We start from the raw sequence: 14915 nt of genomic DNA, 5'->3' as shown, positions 1-14915 counted from the left end.
GGCGGAGCATGGACGATGTGGTTATAGGTCTTGAGGTTCACGTTCAGTTGAACAAACTTAACACCAAACTGTTCTGCTCATGTCCCATTAACTATCACGAGAGCGAGCCAAACACTCACGTCTGCCCCGTCTGTCTTGGCATGCCGGGTGCGATGCCGGTCGTTAACAGAGAAGCCGTAAAAGCAGCGATAAAAGTGGCTCTTGCTCTGCATGCGGACATTCAATCCTTCACAGTCTTTGATAGAAAGAACTACTTCTATCCTGACCTACCCAAAGGATTCCAGATAAGCCAGTACGACCGCCCTCTTGCATGGGGCGGTTACGTCACAATAGAGGTTGATGGTGAAGAGAAGAAGATAGCGCTCAAGCGCATTCACATGGAGGAGGATCCGGGAAAGCTTAGCTACAAGGGCAGCATAACTACTGCAAGATACTCGCTCATAGACTACAACCGTTCGGGCGTTCCGCTTCTCGAAATAGTTACCGAACCCGTTATGCACTCTCCAAAGGAAGCAAGGTTGTTCCTCAACAAGCTCCGCATAATTCTCGAGTATCTCGATGTCTTCGATGGCAGTCTCGAGGGAGCAATGAGAGTCGATGCAAATGTGTCCATAAAGGGCGGAGGAAGGGTCGAGATAAAGAACATCTCATCATTCAAAGGAGTCGAGAAGGCTTTGAGCTACGAAATAACCAGGCAGAGAAACCTCATCAGGCGTGGAAGGGCTGTGAGAAGGGAAACGAGACATTTCGATGAAGCGAACAACATAACTGTTTCGCTCAGAGGCAAGGAGGAAGAGCAGGACTACCGCTACTTCCCCGAGCCAGACTTGGTTCCGGTATACACTTCGGAGTTGCTGGAAGAAGTGAAGGGTACGCTTCCAGAGATGCCGGAGGAGAAGAGGGAACGTTTCATAAAGCAGTACGGCCTGAGCGATGCTTTTGCCAAGGTGCTTGTCCTCGACGTGAAAATGGCGAACTACTTCGAAGAGGTTGCTTCAGTTATTAATCCAAGGCTTGCAGCGAGCTGGATAGTTGATGTACTCAGGGGTGAGCTGAACTACAGAAGCTGGGATTTCGGCATGGCATTCGAGAGATTGAAGCCGGAGGAAATGGCGAAGCTGCTGAAATACTTCGAGGAGGAGAGAATCACCGAGAAAGGAGTCGTGGAAGTAATAAGGACGAAGCTGGACGAGGGAGGGGAGATAGACGAGATAATTGAGGCAAAGGGACTCTTCGCCATTCCAAAGTCTGAAATCGAGAGACTCTGCAGGGAGGCGATAGAGAATAACCCGAAGGCTGTCGAGGACTACCGCAGCGGTAAGAAGCAGGCACTGAACTTCCTTGTTGGGCAAGTCATGAAGGCGACGCGAGGAAGAGCAGATCCAGGAGAGACGGCGAAGATAATGAAGGAAATTCTCGGTTAGCTGGTGAATGTCTCATGCTCCGCACAGTCATTGCAGCAGCTTTCAAAGCAAAGGGCAGAAGAAGCATGTCAAAATCTGAGCTTACATACGTCCTGTCCTTCGATTTCAAGTGGTTCTCACACGACAAGAGCAAGCAGGTCGTTGAACTTGCTATAAAGAAAGGTCTTCTTGTTGAGGAGAACGACTCCGTAAGGCCAGCATTCGATGTTTCCAGCGTGGAAATACCCATAGACTTCAAGCCCGACCTCAGCAGACTGAACTCTTCATCTGTTTTTGATGAGATTGTTGATGAGATTTCAGCGAAAACAGGAAAGGACGTGAGTGAAGTAATTGCGGAAATAAATGCTCTGCAGGAGAGACTTGGAAATCTCGTTGACGCCGAAGTCACTGCTTTACTCGTTGCGAAGCGGTGCGGCGTTGACATCAGCGACTACATCGATGAGGTCGAGAGGGATTTGTTTTCAGCATAATGGTTTTTTCATCTCACCTCTTCTGTTTGCATTACTTTTACGTTACTTTACGTTTTCACCTTTTTCTCTCGTAGGGTAACGTAAAGAACGGCTGTAATCACGATTGCGAGGGGGTACAGGATGTTTCCGCCAACGAACAGCAGTATCGCAACGCAAACGATGAATGCTATCGCTGGACAGAGTTTTTTGTCGAGCAGGACAAGGCCTGCAAGAGAGCCGATTATATAGAGGATTATGAAAACAGTGTTGGAGAGTAAAACGAGTTCTTCTATAGCTTCTCCATAAAAAAGCATCAGTACGAGGGTCAGGGCCACGAAAGTGGATGCAAGAGCAAGAGAGTAGCCGGGAACACGTCTGGAGTTCAGTTTTGAGAGTAATGATGGAAAGTAGCCCCTCCTTGACATGGCGTAGAGCAGCCGGGAAGACGAGGCTACGTAGACGTTTGCACTGGCGAAGCACGTCATGGAGCCAAGAATCGCTACAAGAATCTTGCCAAATCCACCAAAGGTTCGTTCTGCGACAAAAAGCAGGCCCGTAAGTCCCCTGAGCCCCTCTCCGTATGCGTGCAAACCAACCACAACATAGGACACGAGCATGTACACAGCCCCTATCACAACGAGAGAAAGGAGTATACTCAGGGGAAAGTCCCTTGGATTCCTGAACTCTTCGGATAGATGCGTTGCAGCCTCCCACCCCATATAGCACCAGAAGATCAGAACCATGGCCTTGCCGACATTCCAGCTTACTTCTCTGCTCAGTCCATAACCTCTAAAGCTCGTTAAAGGCAGAGCTGAAAGGGATATGGAGAGAAGGAGGATTATCACTGCTACTGAGAGCAGGAGCTGCACATCTCCGGTAAACTTAACCCCTCTCAGATTCATGAGCAGGATTGCGAGCAGCATTGTAAGGGCTATCAGTATGGCTCCTTTTTCGCCGAGGCCGAGAACCATTGCGAGGTATGAGGCTCCTGCAAGAAGGACGATGGGGATAGCCGTTGGAATTACAGAAAGAAACATCACCCCAGTTGTAAATTCAGCATCAAGGCTCAGACGCCACAGCCTTCGTTTTCCGAATGCTCTCCTCGAGTACTCTGCGATCCCACCGGCAGAGGGGTATGCTGAGGCAAGATAGCCGAAGGTGAGCGCAATAGGGGCTGCAAGAACAGTCATGAGAAGCCAGGCGATGAGAGATGCTTCTCCAGCAACATTTGCTGCGATTGATGGGAGAATGAGGATGCCAGAGCCGAGAATTCCGGCAACGAATATACCTACAGCCTGAAGGAGGGTAACGTCCTTTCTTAGTGACATGCTATTGCGTGACAGCATCGATTTAAATTTATAACTGCCGAAAGATTCGCTTTTGTGAAACTGCTGAGGGTTGCAGATGAAGCAGCGTTACTGCTTGGAAGCAGGACGAAAAGGCTTGTGGTTGCTGATTTGCACTTAGGCCTCTTTATCGACGACAGAATTGTTGTAGAAAGGCTTAGAAGGCTCGTGGATAGAGTTGGGGCAGATGAGGTAATCGTTGCCGGAGACGTCAAGCACGATATTGGAATGAGGATTAAGGAAAGAAGAGCTGTAGAAGAGCTTGCAAAGGCAGTGGGAGTGCCACTCCTCGTTGTGAAGGGTAACCACGATGGAGGCATTGATGACGTCGTCGAGACTACAAGCTCTCGCGGCATAAGATTTGGCAAAATCGGAATTATACATGGCCATGCATTGCCGGGCGACGATGTTCTGCAGGCAGACATTATCATCTTAGGGCATGCGCATCCGGCAATTCTTATCAGAGACAAGGTTGGTGGGGTTAAGGAGCGAGTCTGGCTCGAAGGAAAGGCTGAATTCGATGGGAGGGAAGTTGAAGTAATTGTAATGCCTGCCTTCAACGACTTGTGTGCTTCAACGGCGGTAAACGTGGAGAAACCTGCCGGAGTTATTTTCAGACGGTGGGATTATAGGAAAGCCGAAGCTATGCTCCTCGATGGCACTCTGCTTGGTAGGGTTGAGATGTTGTAGTCTTTTGAGTTTGTGAATCACCTACACAAACCAGAAATCAGCGTATCGCAAGTATCGGGGCTGGTGTGAAACAGAGCGCAGCAATAACGAATGCCACGATTCCAAGAACAACTCTCTTCCTGTCAAGGGGTGTTTCGTCGTCAATGGGGGAAGGGTGGGGGTGCATGGAGAAGAAGAGGGTTATGAGACCCCAGAGAACCCATATCGAGCCTGAACCAGTTCCCATGTTAATTTCCACAACATAACCGAGGATTATCAGGCAGATTGGAACAATTTTCGAAACCATCTCACTTTTCTTGCCGATCATCGCCCTTAACACGTGCCCGCCGTCGAGCTGGCCAACTGGCAGCATGTTGAGTGCAGTGATGAACATGCCGACCCAGCCGGCAAACGCCACAGGGTGAATATATCCTCCTTCGAATCCCGTGGCCATTGTGATGAGGTAGAATAGAGGGGGAATGCCTATCTCATAACCGCCAGCAGAAGGTGGCGTGTGTTTGAGATTCAGTCCGATAAACGTGACTATTATGGCTGCAACAATGCCAACGAGCGGACCGGAAACGCCGACGTCGAAGAGAGCCCTTCTGTTTGGAATTGGCCCTCTGTGCTTTATCACAGCTCCGAGCGTGCCGATTATCGTCGGAAAGGGTATGAAGTACGGAAGGGAAGTCTTCAGCCCCCACCGCTTAGCAGCAAAGTAGTGGCCCATTTCGTGGCTTCCAAGCACGAAGAGGACGGATAGGGAAAATACAACACCTCCAGCGATGTCAAAATTTTCATAGAACGTCGAACCTATCAGTGTTGTTGATATGAACGTTGCTATTAGGAGAACGATATTGATCCATATCCTCTCCTTCCTCCTTTTGATCTCGATGACAGCCTCACCCAAATGCCAACCAGCACTGACGTCGTAGTTTCTCGCCATTGCGGCAATTCTTGCCAGGGCAATCTGGGATTGTATATCTCCTGAATCTTCAGGGAGGACGTAGAACCTCAAACCTCCGGGAATTTCCCTGACGTCGTACACGTAGAAGTTTCGCTCTATCTCCTTCTTTATTTCTTCTATCTCTCTCGTAGCATCCGTCATTTGCTGACCTCTGAGTTGCTGCTATGTCTGCCACTACCCCTGCTTGCCCCGGAATCGTTTCCGTCCGGGCCATCCGGGAGCCTTGATAATACCTCAATCCAACCCTCCCTGCCAGCGTGAACCCTCACGATTTCTCCACTCTCAAGCAATTCGATTACGTTTTCTTCTGGCCTATCAAGCAATGGTATGCCGGCTATTATCGCCCCAACCGCTATTATCGCTTCACTCTCGAGGTTTATTATGGCTTTCGGAGCAGTTCCAGCTTTCTTCATTCTCAGCAGCACGTATGTTCCGACAGTTGAACCCCTTCCTGAAGGAAAAACGAATATCTTGCCCGCTATGTTTTCTCCAGCTATGTCGCTGTCCCCGGCAACCACAACGCCCGTTTCCGCATCAACATCACCGAGGAAGGAGAAACTTCTTTTACTTACTATTACTTCTCCCTCGGCATCTCCCCTCGAAATCACCCTCGCCCTGATCTTCAACCAATCACCCTCTCGAACGCTTCAACCTGCTCTCTGTTCACGTCTGCGAGAATTATCTTTTTAATGTTAGTTCCGTTATCTATGTGCTTCTTAATTTCTTCGATCATAATTTTCGCCGCTTCTTCTCTCGAAAACCCCCCTACTCCTGTCCCCATTGCAGGAAATGCTATAGTTTCGACACCAAGCTCGTCGGCTTTCTTCAGTGCTGCCTGAACTGATAGCCTTATCTTGTTCTCATCGGTTTTAAAATCCATGCCCATTGTAGGCGAGTGAATGACGTACTTTGCCTTGAGCTTTCCTGCCGTAGTTGCTACCGCTTCCCCAATCTTTATTGGGCCCTTTGCGACAGCTTCATCTTCTATTTCTTTTCCTCCTGCCCTCTTTATTGCTCCCGCAACACCTCCACCCATTATAAGACGGGTGTTGGCTGCGTTTACGATGGCATCAACTTCCAGCTTGGTTATGTCGCCGTGGTAGGCGAGAATTTCCACACCCTTATAGAGTACCATGGAGAAAAATGGGGTAGGGTAGATATATTGCTACCGTTTCTCTGCTCAGACTCTTCAGCAGAACTTCAGCTTGCTCAGGTTGTTGCCGTTGTAAACTGCAACTATTCCCGGCATTGGATTCAGGTTCATCTTCTTCTGGAACTCCGTCTGCGACTGCCAGGTGCTCGAGTTCACGAGGAAAACACCTCTGTAGAACGTTGCTCCGTAGGTGTGGACGTGTCCAGAATGGAGAACATCCGGCACTTCATCGATTACGAGGTAGTCCTCCTTCTCAGGAGCTATTGGTGAGCGGTTGCCGTAGGATGGGGCGAGGTGCCTCCTCTTAAGGAGTTCTTCCATAGCTTTTGCCGGTTCCTCGTAGCTCAGTCTTGGAATCTTCGTCATCAGGTCGTCGAGACTTCTTCCGTGGTATATCTGAATCTTTACACCTTCTATGTCAATGAGGGCTGGGTTTCCAACATGTATTACGTTGTTGGAGAACAGGCTTGCGTACTCCTTCGGCAAGCACGGCTGGGGTTCAGCCTGCCTTACTGCGTCGTGGTTTCCGGGAGACAAGATGACCTTTACCCGCTTTGGCAGCTTGTCAAGCTGATAGGCTGCCTCTTCATACTGCTGATAAATGTCCATTATTGTGAGTTCCTTCTCCTGCCCCGGGTAAACACCTACGCCGTCAACGACATCTCCCGCAAGAACGATGTACTTCACGCTTTCAGCGAGTTGCTGGCTTCTTTCATCTCCAATCTCGCAGTTTATCCAGCTTACGAAGCGGTTCCACGCGTCTTCCATGAACGTATTGCTGCCGAAGTGCGTGTCTGAGATAAACGCAACGTTGAAGCCCCAGTTCTTCTTTGATCCATTCATCGGGACGTCCGGGAAGATTATTCTGTCTGCTATTATGCTCCTGCCCCTGTATGTTCCCGAGACTCCTATGACTTCATCCCCAAGAAGTTCCATGGCCGTGTCCTTCAGCTTACCGGTGGCTATGACCGTCGTGAAGCCCGTCTTGTCTTCGAGCTCTATGATCGCGTTGCCGTTGGAAGTTTCTCTAACGTCGTTGACAATTCCTACAATATCTACTTTCTCGGTCCTCACTTTTCTAAGGGAGGCTATGGGCAGAGGATTAATCCTGTTGCGCAGCATCCTCGATAGCTTTTCGTAGCGGGAGTTGAAGTAGGCGACGAAGTCCTCGACACCACCCTCACAGCTCGAGTTTCCCGTGATATCCTTTAAAACTCGTATCTCTGGCTCTTTCTGAAGGGTTGTACGGCTCTCCAGTGGCTTTTCCGGTTTTACTACATCTGACACACCTACATTAATCGCTGCTACGCTTGCATTTCCATCTCCCTCTGCAGTTCTGCTCTTGAGCCCGTTCAAAACGGGCAGCACATCTTCGGCGGTAATTATGAAGCTGCCGTTGGCATGTCTGCAGATTTCGGATATTATATTGTCGAGTCGGGAGGGTGAAAGCCCTCGAAGCACTTCCACCGCTGAAGGGTGGACGTTGTAGCCCTGCATGGCGAATTTCGTTATAATCAGCTTGGAGTCGATATCTTTAATTACCATTCTCCATCCTCCGCCACCATGAAAGATATCATCAAGGATATTGCCTCAACTCTAATTACTGTTGCGGTTATTATTACTGTTGGTATCGCCATAACCGGCACTTGGCCATTCATGGTTGCAGTTGAATCGGGCAGTATGGAACCCCACATGCACCGCGGCGATGTTATCTTCCTCGTCAGCCCGGAAAGAACGAAAATCGTGACTTGGGAAGAGGGAAAAAATATGGACTATAAGAGCTTTGGTGATTACGGTGATGTTATAGTATACTATCCAAATGGAGACAAAAGCAGGACGCCAATAATCCACAGGGCCATGTACTGGATTGAAAAGGGAGAAAAAATGCCCAATGGCGACCCGGCACCGCATTCCGGCTACATAACCAAGGGTGACCACAATCCCATTCCCGATCAACCCAGACTTTCGATGCCCGTAAAGCCAGAGTGGATAGTGGGCGTTGCGAAGTTCCGCATACCCTACGTGGGTTACCTGAGATTGATATTTGGTTGATTTGACGATTCGAAACGTGGACTATTTTTCCCCGAGCTTTTTTCGAACTCCCTACAATTCTTGCCTCTTGAAGGTATGGGTTTAAAGTTAACTTCTACCGGTAAACTGAGATCTATGAGATCTATGTCTTCGAAAAACTCTTCAATATGGTATGCAGAATATATTTATACTACTTTAACTACAATGACTACTATGGCTACAAAATCCATCAAATTGAGTGAGGAGACTTACAGAAAACTTGTCGAAATAGCTGGCAAACTGCAGGCTGAGTTAAAGAAGCCCGTTTCAATCGAAGATGCAATAAAGTACCTCATGAAGAGGAAGATAAGCGATCTTGCCGGTTCTTGGGAAGTCAGCGATGAAGAGGTTCGGGAAATAAAAGAGTTGCTGAGAAAGGGGTGGGAAGCTTGGAAACGCTCTGCTTAGATACGGACGTTCTCATAGATTTTTTAAGAGGGGATTCTACAGCAGTAGAGAAGATCAAAAAGCTTGAAGAAGAATTTGAACTTGCAACAACTACGATAAATCTGTTTGAACTTTACTACGGCGCATATAAAACCGGGAAAGAGAGGAATGTTAGAGCAGTCAGTGAGCTGGCAACACGACTTGAAGTACTAAAATTTACCGACAAATCAGCAGAACTTTCTGGGAAGATAATTGCCGAACTGGAGAGAAAGGGACAAGTGGTGGATTTCAGAGACGTTATAATCGCAGGAATAGTGCTGGAAAACGATACTATCCTTTACACGAGAAATGTGAAGCATTTCGAGAGGGTAAAGGGTGTACGGTTATATAAAGAGTGTGACTAAGCTGTAAATTTCAGAAACGAGTTAATGGAAATCTATTAATTGCCGCGGCGATGAGGCGATTCTATCCATCCTTTTTCAATTCGACCCAGATTCTGGTAGGATCTTAGAAACGTAATAAAAATCAATAATGGGACTCAAAAATCAGAGCTGGGAAATTAGCTCCTCGCAGTACTTCGCTATCTTTTCATTGGCCTCCTTTATGGCGTCCAGCGGATTCTTTCCGTTCGTCCTGACGAAGAGTTCTGGCTCACCCACGAGGGGGTGAGATATGTGATATTTCGCAACTACGACGTCCTCATCTTCAAGCAGGTAGTGCTGGAGCAGGTTCAGGAACGTGTGGTCTTCGCCTTTTACGAGCAGCCTGACGAAGTCATCACCCATCTCGATAATCTTAACCTCCATCCTTATCACCCTCCCTCAACGGGTTACCACTTACCCTTCCCGTAGTCTGTGGACATCTTACGCTTCTCCACGTTTCCGCAGTTAGGGCATTTAAGAGTATTCCCTTCTCTCACGAGTTCGTGCTTGCACACACTGCAGAGGGACTTGAGCACACCCATCTCAGGCTCCTTTGTGGAAAGCTTCAGGTTTTCCGCGTCAATGACTCTCGCCTTGATTATGTCCATGTACCTTATAGCCTCGTTTATGTCCTTGAGGTAGTCCCTCTGAACATTTGAAACGTGCAGGGCAGCAATACCGGTGTGCATCAAACTGCGGTCAAAACCCTTCTTCCTTGCAAGCTCGATGAGGGCCATCGAGTTTCTCACATCGACAACCCTTCCGAGGACAACGTCCCCTTTGTTGATGTGAGGAATCCTCTTCACGGGTTCGACGCTTACAGTTCTATCCTTTACAACAACCTTTCCGGCTACGGCAGCGAAAATCTCTCCATTCTCCTCATAAACGCCGCTTCCGGTAACGTATTCCTCTACAAGGCCGATTCTATCTCCGGGCATTACAAATTTCATCAGCATCTCCTCAACCTGTAGACCTCTACAGCAATATGCTTAAATTCTTTTTCATGGAATGAGTACGTTCGCTTTAGCGGTATGCTGTAGCGCCACAGGTGCGTTATTTCGAAGCGCTTTTCCTCACACAGCCTTCTAATAAATGGCTCGCTTCCTGCTGAATGCACGGAGTAGATTGTGTCCGAGATCTCCATGGCCTTCTCGAGAAACGGCCTGTCTGCCTTTCTCCGCTGGATTCCGAAGGGCGGGTTCATTATCGTTACTGCTCTGACTTTAACGCTCACGTCGCTAACTCTGCACGCAACGAAGTCAACGTAAACACCAACCTTTTTCGCGTTTTTTCTCGCCACTTTAAGCGCTTCAATGTCTATGTCGAATCCAACAGCATCCATTCCAAGAAGAGAGGCAGCAATGGCGAGCATTCCCGTTCCGCAGCCAAGGTCGTAAACAAGCCTTGGTTCGTCGATTAGCTTCGCGTTGACGGCCATCTCGGCAGCGAGTGATGGAGGAGTTACATACTGCTCAAGTTTAATTTTGGGGTGTGGAAATCCTTCGAGTGACTCGAGGACCATTGCCAGTTCCTTCTTCATCACAGCTATTTCCATCGCTCCGTTTATATACCAGTATGTAGCATCCTCGCCAATGGTTGTTGGCATAGACATCGGGGGGACAAACACCGATGCGGCCATCGTTAATGAGGAGATAACAACAATCAAGCTCCCGAACGAGGCTGGTATCGGGGAAGTGTTGAAAAGGCTATCTGGCGTTGCAGACCTCGGGAAGGAAAAGCTCATCGTAAGCACATCTCTTCCACTCAACCTCATTCTGAGCAGGTATCACGAAATACCCACACTCGTCCTCCTTATCCCCGGCCCTGGACTCAACTATTCCTCATACGGCAGCGTGCTCCGAGGCTTTACGAGTCACAGAGGCGATGTCGTTGAAGACATTGACGAGGCGGAAGTGAGGAAGGTAATTGAAGAAAGCAGGGTGGAAAACGTTGCTATCGCTGGAAAATTCTCCGTCAGGAACCCAGAGCTCGAAAAGAAGGTGTATAGAATTGCACTCAACCGCTACAACGAAGACTGCATAGCTCTAAGCTACCCCATCGGAGAGCTGAACTTTCCTTTGCGTGTAAACACTGCTGTGGTTAATGCCAAGATAAAGAAGACTGTTACAGATCTTGCAAAACTCGTCGGCAAGTACTCTAAGGAGTTCTTTTTTTACAAAGGAGACGGCGGCATCATTCCTGTGGATATAGCAATTCAGAATCCTTCGCTGCTCTACAATTCAAGCCCCGCTGCGGTAGCGATAGGGGCGAGCTATCTTACAGGGGAGAAGAACGCCATCGTTGTCGATATTGGTGGAACAACGACGGACTTCGTCGTCATAGAGGACGGAAAGCCGAAGATTATGGAGAAGGTCGAGATAGCTGGAAGAAAGACTCTCATAAGGTGTGTCGATTCAATTTCCATACCCTTTGGAGGAGATTCAGTCGTTGATAGCTTCCTGAGGCCGGTAAGGATGGGTAGCTCCTTCGCCTTTCATGGCTCTCACTTCACTTTAACCGATGCGCTGAACTGTGTGGGCTTTGACATTGGAGATTCAAAGGCGTCTCGTTCAGCGTGCAAGTCCAGGGACATTGCAGAGAAGGCCATCGAGGATTACCTGTCCATAGTGGCAGAAACGATAAGGGAAATCGGGGCGGAGAAAATAATTGGCACAGGCTTCCTCGCAAAGTATCTTGCTCCCGAGATAGCAAAGAAAGCAGGAGTGAAGTACGTAGTTCCCGAACACAGTGAGGCAGCAAACGCAATTGGTGTCGCGGTATCGAGGATAAGCCTGACACTCTATGCAAGATTTGATACAGAGCGTAGAAGGGCGGTTTTTAACGGAGAGGTTGTGAAATTCCAGGCTGCTTACGACGACGAAAGGCTGGTGGAGGTTGCTAAGGAGAAGGTTAGGGAGATTGCAATAGCCCACGGGGCTAATGAAGAGGACGTTGAAGATGTCAGGCTCGTTTACTTCAACTCGTACACTGTCGTGAGGGGCGGCGTTAGAAGGGGCATGATTGCTGATGTTGTTGTGCAGATTGAGCCTGGGATAAGCAGCGAATTCAGGTGAGGGTTGAGCAATGAGGTACGAACTGCCCGTTGGCAGGAGCGTCAAGGTTCTGACGCTTTTTGCTGTTCTCGTGCCCATCGCAGTCTTCTGCTGGCTCTGGATTTCCGGCATAGAAAGGATAGCAGTCTACATCGCGCTTCCCCTCATAATGGTGTTTGGAATTGCCTACGCTTTCTCGCCAAAAGAAGTTCTGCTCGAAGATGGGGGAGTGGTGATAAAGAAAGTTGTTGGACGAGTATTCATACCCTACAGCAGCATCAAAGACGTGTCGTATGTCGAAGAACTCAGCCGGAGGACTATAAGACTCTTTGGCTCTGGTGGGCTTTTTGGCTGGTATGGGATATTTCGTGTTCCGGATATCGGTGTCGTTAGGATTTACGCCAGAAGAACGAAAGGGCTCGTTTTGATTAAAGCAGACAGGAACTACCTCATCGCTCCTGAGGACCCTCAGATATTTATAGAGGAGTTGAAGAGCAGGATTAGGGTTTAGCCGAAAACTTCTTTACAAGCCTGCAGAAGGCGCAGACATCAAAAGTGGTCACCTCTCCGCAAAGCTTGCAGTATCCATACTCTTCCTTCTCCTCAACTTCCACGGTTCCATGCACTCTCTCTTCCAGGTACTTGGCGAGGTTCAGCACGAAGTTCCTTCTAAATCCGGGTTTTCTCGACTCTATGTAATAAACTATCTCTTTCCACTCGTCCCGGGGCGCGTGGGGGCAGTCATCCAGTAAAAACGGCAGCCCCCTGCAGATGACGTAGAGGAGGTTCTCCTTCTCGCTCCTGTCGTAGAGTGGTCTTATCCTCGTGACAATTCTCTCGTCGAAGCTTTCCGTCCTCGGCAGTAACTTCTCACTCCAAGAAAAGTTTCCGGAGAGCCAGTTCTTGAAGAAGAAGCTTATTATGTCTTCAGCCGTGTGGCCCGTAGCGACAACATCAAACCCGTTAAGCCTCGCGTAGCGGTTCATCAGGTAACGCTTTACTATTCCGCACGCAGAACAGGTTTTTTTCGGTATGTCATCGATGGTGAAGCCGAACTCTGCAACGCTGATGACATGGAGCTTAATGCCGAGAACTCCGCAAAGCTCTTCGACTGTTTTCATGGACTTCTTGGAATATTCTCCAATTCCAAGGTCAATGTGCAGTGCTTCAACCTCAAAGTCGAGCTTTTCTGATAGCCTGCTCAGAACTCCAAGCATTGCAGAGCTATCCTTGCCTCCCGAAACACATGCAAGCACCTTTTCGCCTCTCTTCACAATTCCGAACTTCTTGAAGCTTCTTTCCACGAGTCCCTCATAGAACTCAACGTAACAATCTCTGCAGAGAGCGATACCATAGGGTTTCAGCTTTTCAACTGCCCTCTTTCCGCACTTCTTGCACTTCATTTGAGGAACCCCGAGATGTTTGGTATAATTGCGGAGAGGAGTATAGATGCGAAGACGATGTAGGCCAGGTATCTGACTGTCTTCATAGACATCTGTTCTCCTCTCTCTCCGAATCTTCTGCTAAGCAGAGCAGTAAAGGATTCATGAAATATCCTCCCACCATCGAGGGGAATTGCCGGCAGGCAGTTGAACAGACCGACATAGAAGTTTATCCAACCAATCCAGTAGAGGGTGTTAAGTATGTAGAACAGCCCATCTCCAAGGATTACTGGCTCGAAGTACTTCGACGCTTCGCCACCAAAACCCTTGAAACCGAGAGGCATTGCAACGACGGTAAGCCAGCCGTGGACTGTTGTCAGCTTTGACGGAAGGCTCTTGAGCTGACTTAAAACAACTTCTGAGTATCCAAGACTAACCCCAGAGATGTACTCCTCGATAACGACTCCGAGAAAGCCGGAATCGCCGTAAGGAGACTTGGCAAGAGTTACGTTGTAGACTTCTTTACTTCCGTTATTGTAAACGAACACTGAAAGCGTCTGGCCGGGTTTAGTGGAGTCCATGAATTTCTTGAAGGCGTACAGTGTTGGCGTTTCTGTATCATTTATTCTGTATATTATCATCCCTTTCTTCAGTCCCGCCTTCGCAGCAGGGTACTCAGGGTACAGATCGACTATTTTAACTCCGGCTATCTTTGGGAGAGTAACTACCTTTCCGTCAGCCTTGATTATGACATCATCTCCTTTAAGCAGCGCATCAGTGACGTCCTCGGGAGTTCTGACTTTTACGCCGTTAATCTCGTAGATTATATCTCCCGTCTTCAACTCAGTGGTGTTGTCTGCTCCAACAACGACTACAAGGGGTGAAACGAAGTTGAGGAGGTAGAAGAACGCCGAGAATGCTATGATTGCAACAATAAAGTTGCTTATGACACCTGCGGAGTATATCCTTATCCTCTGTATCCTTGTTGTATTCTCCACCAATTCCTTCTCGTCCGGCTCTGCAAAGCCACCAATGGGAACGATTGCCAGCAGAACGCCGAGAGCTTTGACTCTCACACCCTCAACCCTGCAAAGTATCGCATGGCCGAGTTCGTGGACTATAAGCGTGACAATAAGGCCTAACAGCAGGTACTCGGGAGGGAAGAGGGTGTTTACCCACGGAATAAGCAGCATGTTCCTCGGCTCGGTTACCGGCGATGGTGGTGGAGGAGATGTGAACAGAACGACATCCATCGCGATTATTAAGAGGAACATGAATATCATTCCCGCAAAAACTGCAGGAATTCCTGCGTCGGCAACAATCCTCCAGAACTTCTTTGGTCTCGAGAGTTTTTCGAGGGTGTCAAGTCCCCTCTTCGTTCTTACCATGAGTACCGGGCCGATGGAGGATATCCCGTACTTCTCGAGAATACCCTTCGATTTGAGATACTCCACGATGCTCCAGTACACGATTATTACGACGATGGCAATACCTGCTGGAGAGAGCATTGGCACTTGCTTATCGAAGGGGTTTATATACTTGCCCTCCTCTATTAAATGACTTTTTTCTCGACGCAGCTATCTGCATTACCTT

The 14915-nt window shown here is 48.5% G+C and carries 18 protein-coding genes; 8 read left to right on the top strand and 10 right to left on the bottom strand.

Translation table 11 applies throughout. The features are described 5' to 3' along the window. The first annotated feature begins 8 nt into the window (after positions 1–8). Positions 9–1424, top strand: a complete 1416-nt coding sequence (gatB, locus tag ARCVE_RS08530; RefSeq protein WP_013684372.1) for an Asp-tRNA(Asn)/Glu-tRNA(Gln) amidotransferase subunit GatB — start codon at positions 9–11, stop codon at positions 1422–1424. Between the two features lie 14 nt (positions 1425–1438). Beyond that, positions 1439–1894 (top strand): DUF2240 family protein, encoded by a 456-nt coding sequence (locus ARCVE_RS08525; protein ID WP_013684371.1) that lies wholly within the window; start codon positions 1439–1441, stop codon positions 1892–1894. Between the two features lie 47 nt (positions 1895–1941). On the opposite strand, the gene yjeH is transcribed toward ARCVE_RS08525, so the two are convergent. Next, positions 1942–3201 carry an L-methionine/branched-chain amino acid transporter gene (yjeH, locus tag ARCVE_RS08520; protein ID WP_013684370.1) on the bottom strand — a complete coding sequence of 420 codons (1260 nt, stop codon included), beginning with the start codon at positions 3199–3201 and terminating at the stop codon, positions 1942–1944. 54 nt (positions 3202–3255) lie between these two features. Here yjeH and ARCVE_RS08515 point away from each other — a divergent pair, with 54 nt between their 5' ends. Next, positions 3256–3909, top strand: coding sequence for a metallophosphoesterase family protein (locus tag ARCVE_RS08515; protein WP_013684369.1), 654 nt, complete (start codon positions 3256–3258; stop codon positions 3907–3909). 37 nt (positions 3910–3946) lie between these two features. On the opposite strand, the gene ARCVE_RS08510 is transcribed toward ARCVE_RS08515, so the two are convergent. From ARCVE_RS08510 to ARCVE_RS08495, 4 genes are read right to left on the bottom strand one after another with little or no spacing between them, the layout of a single operon-like run. After that, positions 3947–4996, bottom strand: a complete 1050-nt coding sequence (locus tag ARCVE_RS08510) for a site-2 protease family protein (RefSeq protein WP_013684368.1) — start codon at positions 4994–4996, stop codon at positions 3947–3949. Further along, on the bottom strand, positions 4993–5481 hold the full coding sequence (locus ARCVE_RS08505) for a DUF126 domain-containing protein (RefSeq protein WP_013684367.1): 489 nt from the start codon (positions 5479–5481) through the stop codon (positions 4993–4995). The genes ARCVE_RS08510 and ARCVE_RS08505 overlap by 4 nt, the downstream gene beginning before the upstream one ends. Beyond that, positions 5478–5990 carry a macro domain-containing protein gene (locus ARCVE_RS08500; RefSeq protein WP_013684366.1) on the bottom strand — a complete coding sequence of 171 codons (513 nt, stop codon included), beginning with the start codon at positions 5988–5990 and terminating at the stop codon, positions 5478–5480. Before ARCVE_RS08500 ends, ARCVE_RS08505 begins: the two co-directional genes overlap by 4 nt. 54 nt (positions 5991–6044) lie before the next feature. Beyond that, positions 6045–7553, bottom strand: coding sequence for a DNA-directed DNA polymerase II small subunit (locus ARCVE_RS08495; protein WP_013684365.1), 1509 nt, complete (start codon positions 7551–7553; stop codon positions 6045–6047). An 18-nt stretch (positions 7554–7571) separates the two neighbouring features. Here ARCVE_RS08495 and ARCVE_RS08490 point away from each other — a divergent pair, with 18 nt between their 5' ends. The 3 genes from ARCVE_RS08490 (at position 7572) to ARCVE_RS08480 (ending at position 8869) form a co-directional block, all read left to right on the top strand. Then, positions 7572–8060 (top strand): signal peptidase I, encoded by a 489-nt coding sequence (locus tag ARCVE_RS08490; RefSeq protein WP_013684364.1) that lies wholly within the window; start codon positions 7572–7574, stop codon positions 8058–8060. 192 nt (positions 8061–8252) lie between these two features. Further along, complete coding sequence (locus tag ARCVE_RS08485; protein WP_048085916.1) at positions 8253–8486, top strand: hypothetical protein; 234 nt, start codon at positions 8253–8255, stop codon at positions 8484–8486. Next, the gene (locus ARCVE_RS08480; RefSeq protein ID WP_013684362.1) at positions 8468–8869 is read left to right on the top strand and encodes a type II toxin-antitoxin system VapC family toxin; all 402 of its coding nucleotides are present in this window, start codon (positions 8468–8470) and stop codon (positions 8867–8869) included. Before ARCVE_RS08485 ends, ARCVE_RS08480 begins: the two co-directional genes overlap by 19 nt. A gap of 141 nt (positions 8870–9010) precedes the next feature. On the opposite strand, the gene ARCVE_RS08475 is transcribed toward ARCVE_RS08480, so the two are convergent. Genes ARCVE_RS08475 through ARCVE_RS08465 form a run of 3 tightly spaced genes read right to left on the bottom strand, consistent with a single transcriptional unit; the run spans position 9011 to position 10493 of the window. Then, positions 9011–9271, bottom strand: coding sequence for an RpoL/Rpb11 RNA polymerase subunit family protein (locus ARCVE_RS08475; RefSeq protein ID WP_013684361.1), 261 nt, complete (start codon positions 9269–9271; stop codon positions 9011–9013). 23 nt (positions 9272–9294) lie between these two features. Further along, positions 9295–9837: an exosome complex RNA-binding protein Csl4 gene (locus tag ARCVE_RS08470; protein WP_156786044.1), complete on the bottom strand. Its 543-nt coding sequence runs from the start codon at positions 9835–9837 to the stop codon at positions 9295–9297. Next, positions 9837–10493, bottom strand: a complete 657-nt coding sequence (locus tag ARCVE_RS08465; RefSeq protein ID WP_232215790.1) for an METTL5 family protein — start codon at positions 10491–10493, stop codon at positions 9837–9839. The genes ARCVE_RS08470 and ARCVE_RS08465 overlap by 1 nt, the downstream gene beginning before the upstream one ends. Between ARCVE_RS08465 and ARCVE_RS08460 the strand changes: the two genes are divergently transcribed. Together ARCVE_RS08460 and ARCVE_RS08455 are read left to right on the top strand one after the other, a co-directional pair. After that, positions 10480–11961 carry a hydantoinase/oxoprolinase family protein gene (locus ARCVE_RS08460; protein ID WP_013684358.1) on the top strand — a complete coding sequence of 494 codons (1482 nt, stop codon included), beginning with the start codon at positions 10480–10482 and terminating at the stop codon, positions 11959–11961. The genes ARCVE_RS08465 and ARCVE_RS08460 overlap by 14 nt on opposite strands. 10 nt (positions 11962–11971) lie before the next feature. Beyond that, positions 11972–12451, top strand: a complete 480-nt coding sequence (locus ARCVE_RS08455; protein ID WP_013684357.1) for a PH domain-containing protein — start codon at positions 11972–11974, stop codon at positions 12449–12451. Here the strand turns inward: ARCVE_RS08455 and ARCVE_RS08450 are convergent. Beyond that, positions 12441–13343 carry an ATP-binding protein gene (locus tag ARCVE_RS08450; RefSeq protein ID WP_013684356.1) on the bottom strand — a complete coding sequence of 301 codons (903 nt, stop codon included), beginning with the start codon at positions 13341–13343 and terminating at the stop codon, positions 12441–12443. The two genes, ARCVE_RS08455 and ARCVE_RS08450, sit on opposite strands and share 11 nt — an antisense overlap. Next, the gene (locus ARCVE_RS08445; protein WP_013684355.1) at positions 13340–14830 is read right to left on the bottom strand and encodes a site-2 protease family protein; all 1491 of its coding nucleotides are present in this window, start codon (positions 14828–14830) and stop codon (positions 13340–13342) included. The genes ARCVE_RS08450 and ARCVE_RS08445 overlap by 4 nt, the downstream gene beginning before the upstream one ends. Positions 14831–14915 lie beyond the last annotated feature (85 nt).

Source organism: Archaeoglobus veneficus SNP6 (genome assembly GCF_000194625.1).
In the GTDB taxonomy this organism is placed as follows: domain Archaea; phylum Halobacteriota; class Archaeoglobi; order Archaeoglobales; family Archaeoglobaceae; genus Archaeoglobus_C; species Archaeoglobus_C veneficus.
The sequence above is the reverse complement of the archived record's forward strand: the minus strand, read 5'-3'. Positions and strand labels throughout refer to the sequence as shown.

Bases quoted from the DNA above. Each gene is read 5' to 3' on its own strand.
- gatB (WP_013684372.1), top strand. From the start codon at position 9: ATGGACGATGTGGTTATAGGTCTTGAGGTTCACGTTCAGTTGAACAAA.
- ARCVE_RS08525 (WP_013684371.1), top strand. From the start codon at position 1,439: ATGCTCCGCACAGTCATTGCAGCAGCTTTCAAAGCAAAGGGCAGAAGA.
- yjeH (WP_013684370.1), bottom strand. From the start codon at position 3,201: ATGTCACTAAGAAAGGACGTTACCCTCCTTCAGGCTGTAGGTATATTC.
- ARCVE_RS08510 (WP_013684368.1), bottom strand. From the start codon at position 4,996: ATGACGGATGCTACGAGAGAGATAGAAGAAATAAAGAAGGAGATAGAG.
- ARCVE_RS08500 (WP_013684366.1), bottom strand. From the start codon at position 5,990: ATGGTACTCTATAAGGGTGTGGAAATTCTCGCCTACCACGGCGACATA.
- ARCVE_RS08495 (WP_013684365.1), bottom strand. From the start codon at position 7,553: ATGGTAATTAAAGATATCGACTCCAAGCTGATTATAACGAAATTCGCC.
- ARCVE_RS08490 (WP_013684364.1), top strand. From the start codon at position 7,572: ATGAAAGATATCATCAAGGATATTGCCTCAACTCTAATTACTGTTGCG.
- ARCVE_RS08485 (WP_048085916.1), top strand. From the start codon at position 8,253: ATGGCTACAAAATCCATCAAATTGAGTGAGGAGACTTACAGAAAACTT.
- ARCVE_RS08475 (WP_013684361.1), bottom strand. From the start codon at position 9,271: ATGGAGGTTAAGATTATCGAGATGGGTGATGACTTCGTCAGGCTGCTC.
- ARCVE_RS08470 (WP_156786044.1), bottom strand. From the start codon at position 9,837: ATGAAATTTGTAATGCCCGGAGATAGAATCGGCCTTGTAGAGGAATAC.
- ARCVE_RS08460 (WP_013684358.1), top strand. From the start codon at position 10,480: ATGGTTGTTGGCATAGACATCGGGGGGACAAACACCGATGCGGCCATC.
- ARCVE_RS08465 (WP_232215790.1), bottom strand. From the start codon at position 10,493: ATGCCAACAACCATTGGCGAGGATGCTACATACTGGTATATAAACGGA.
- ARCVE_RS08455 (WP_013684357.1), top strand. From the start codon at position 11,972: ATGAGGTACGAACTGCCCGTTGGCAGGAGCGTCAAGGTTCTGACGCTT.
- ARCVE_RS08450 (WP_013684356.1), bottom strand. From the start codon at position 13,343: ATGAAGTGCAAGAAGTGCGGAAAGAGGGCAGTTGAAAAGCTGAAACCC.
- ARCVE_RS08445 (WP_013684355.1), bottom strand. From the start codon at position 14,830: ATGCTCTCTCCAGCAGGTATTGCCATCGTCGTAATAATCGTGTACTGG.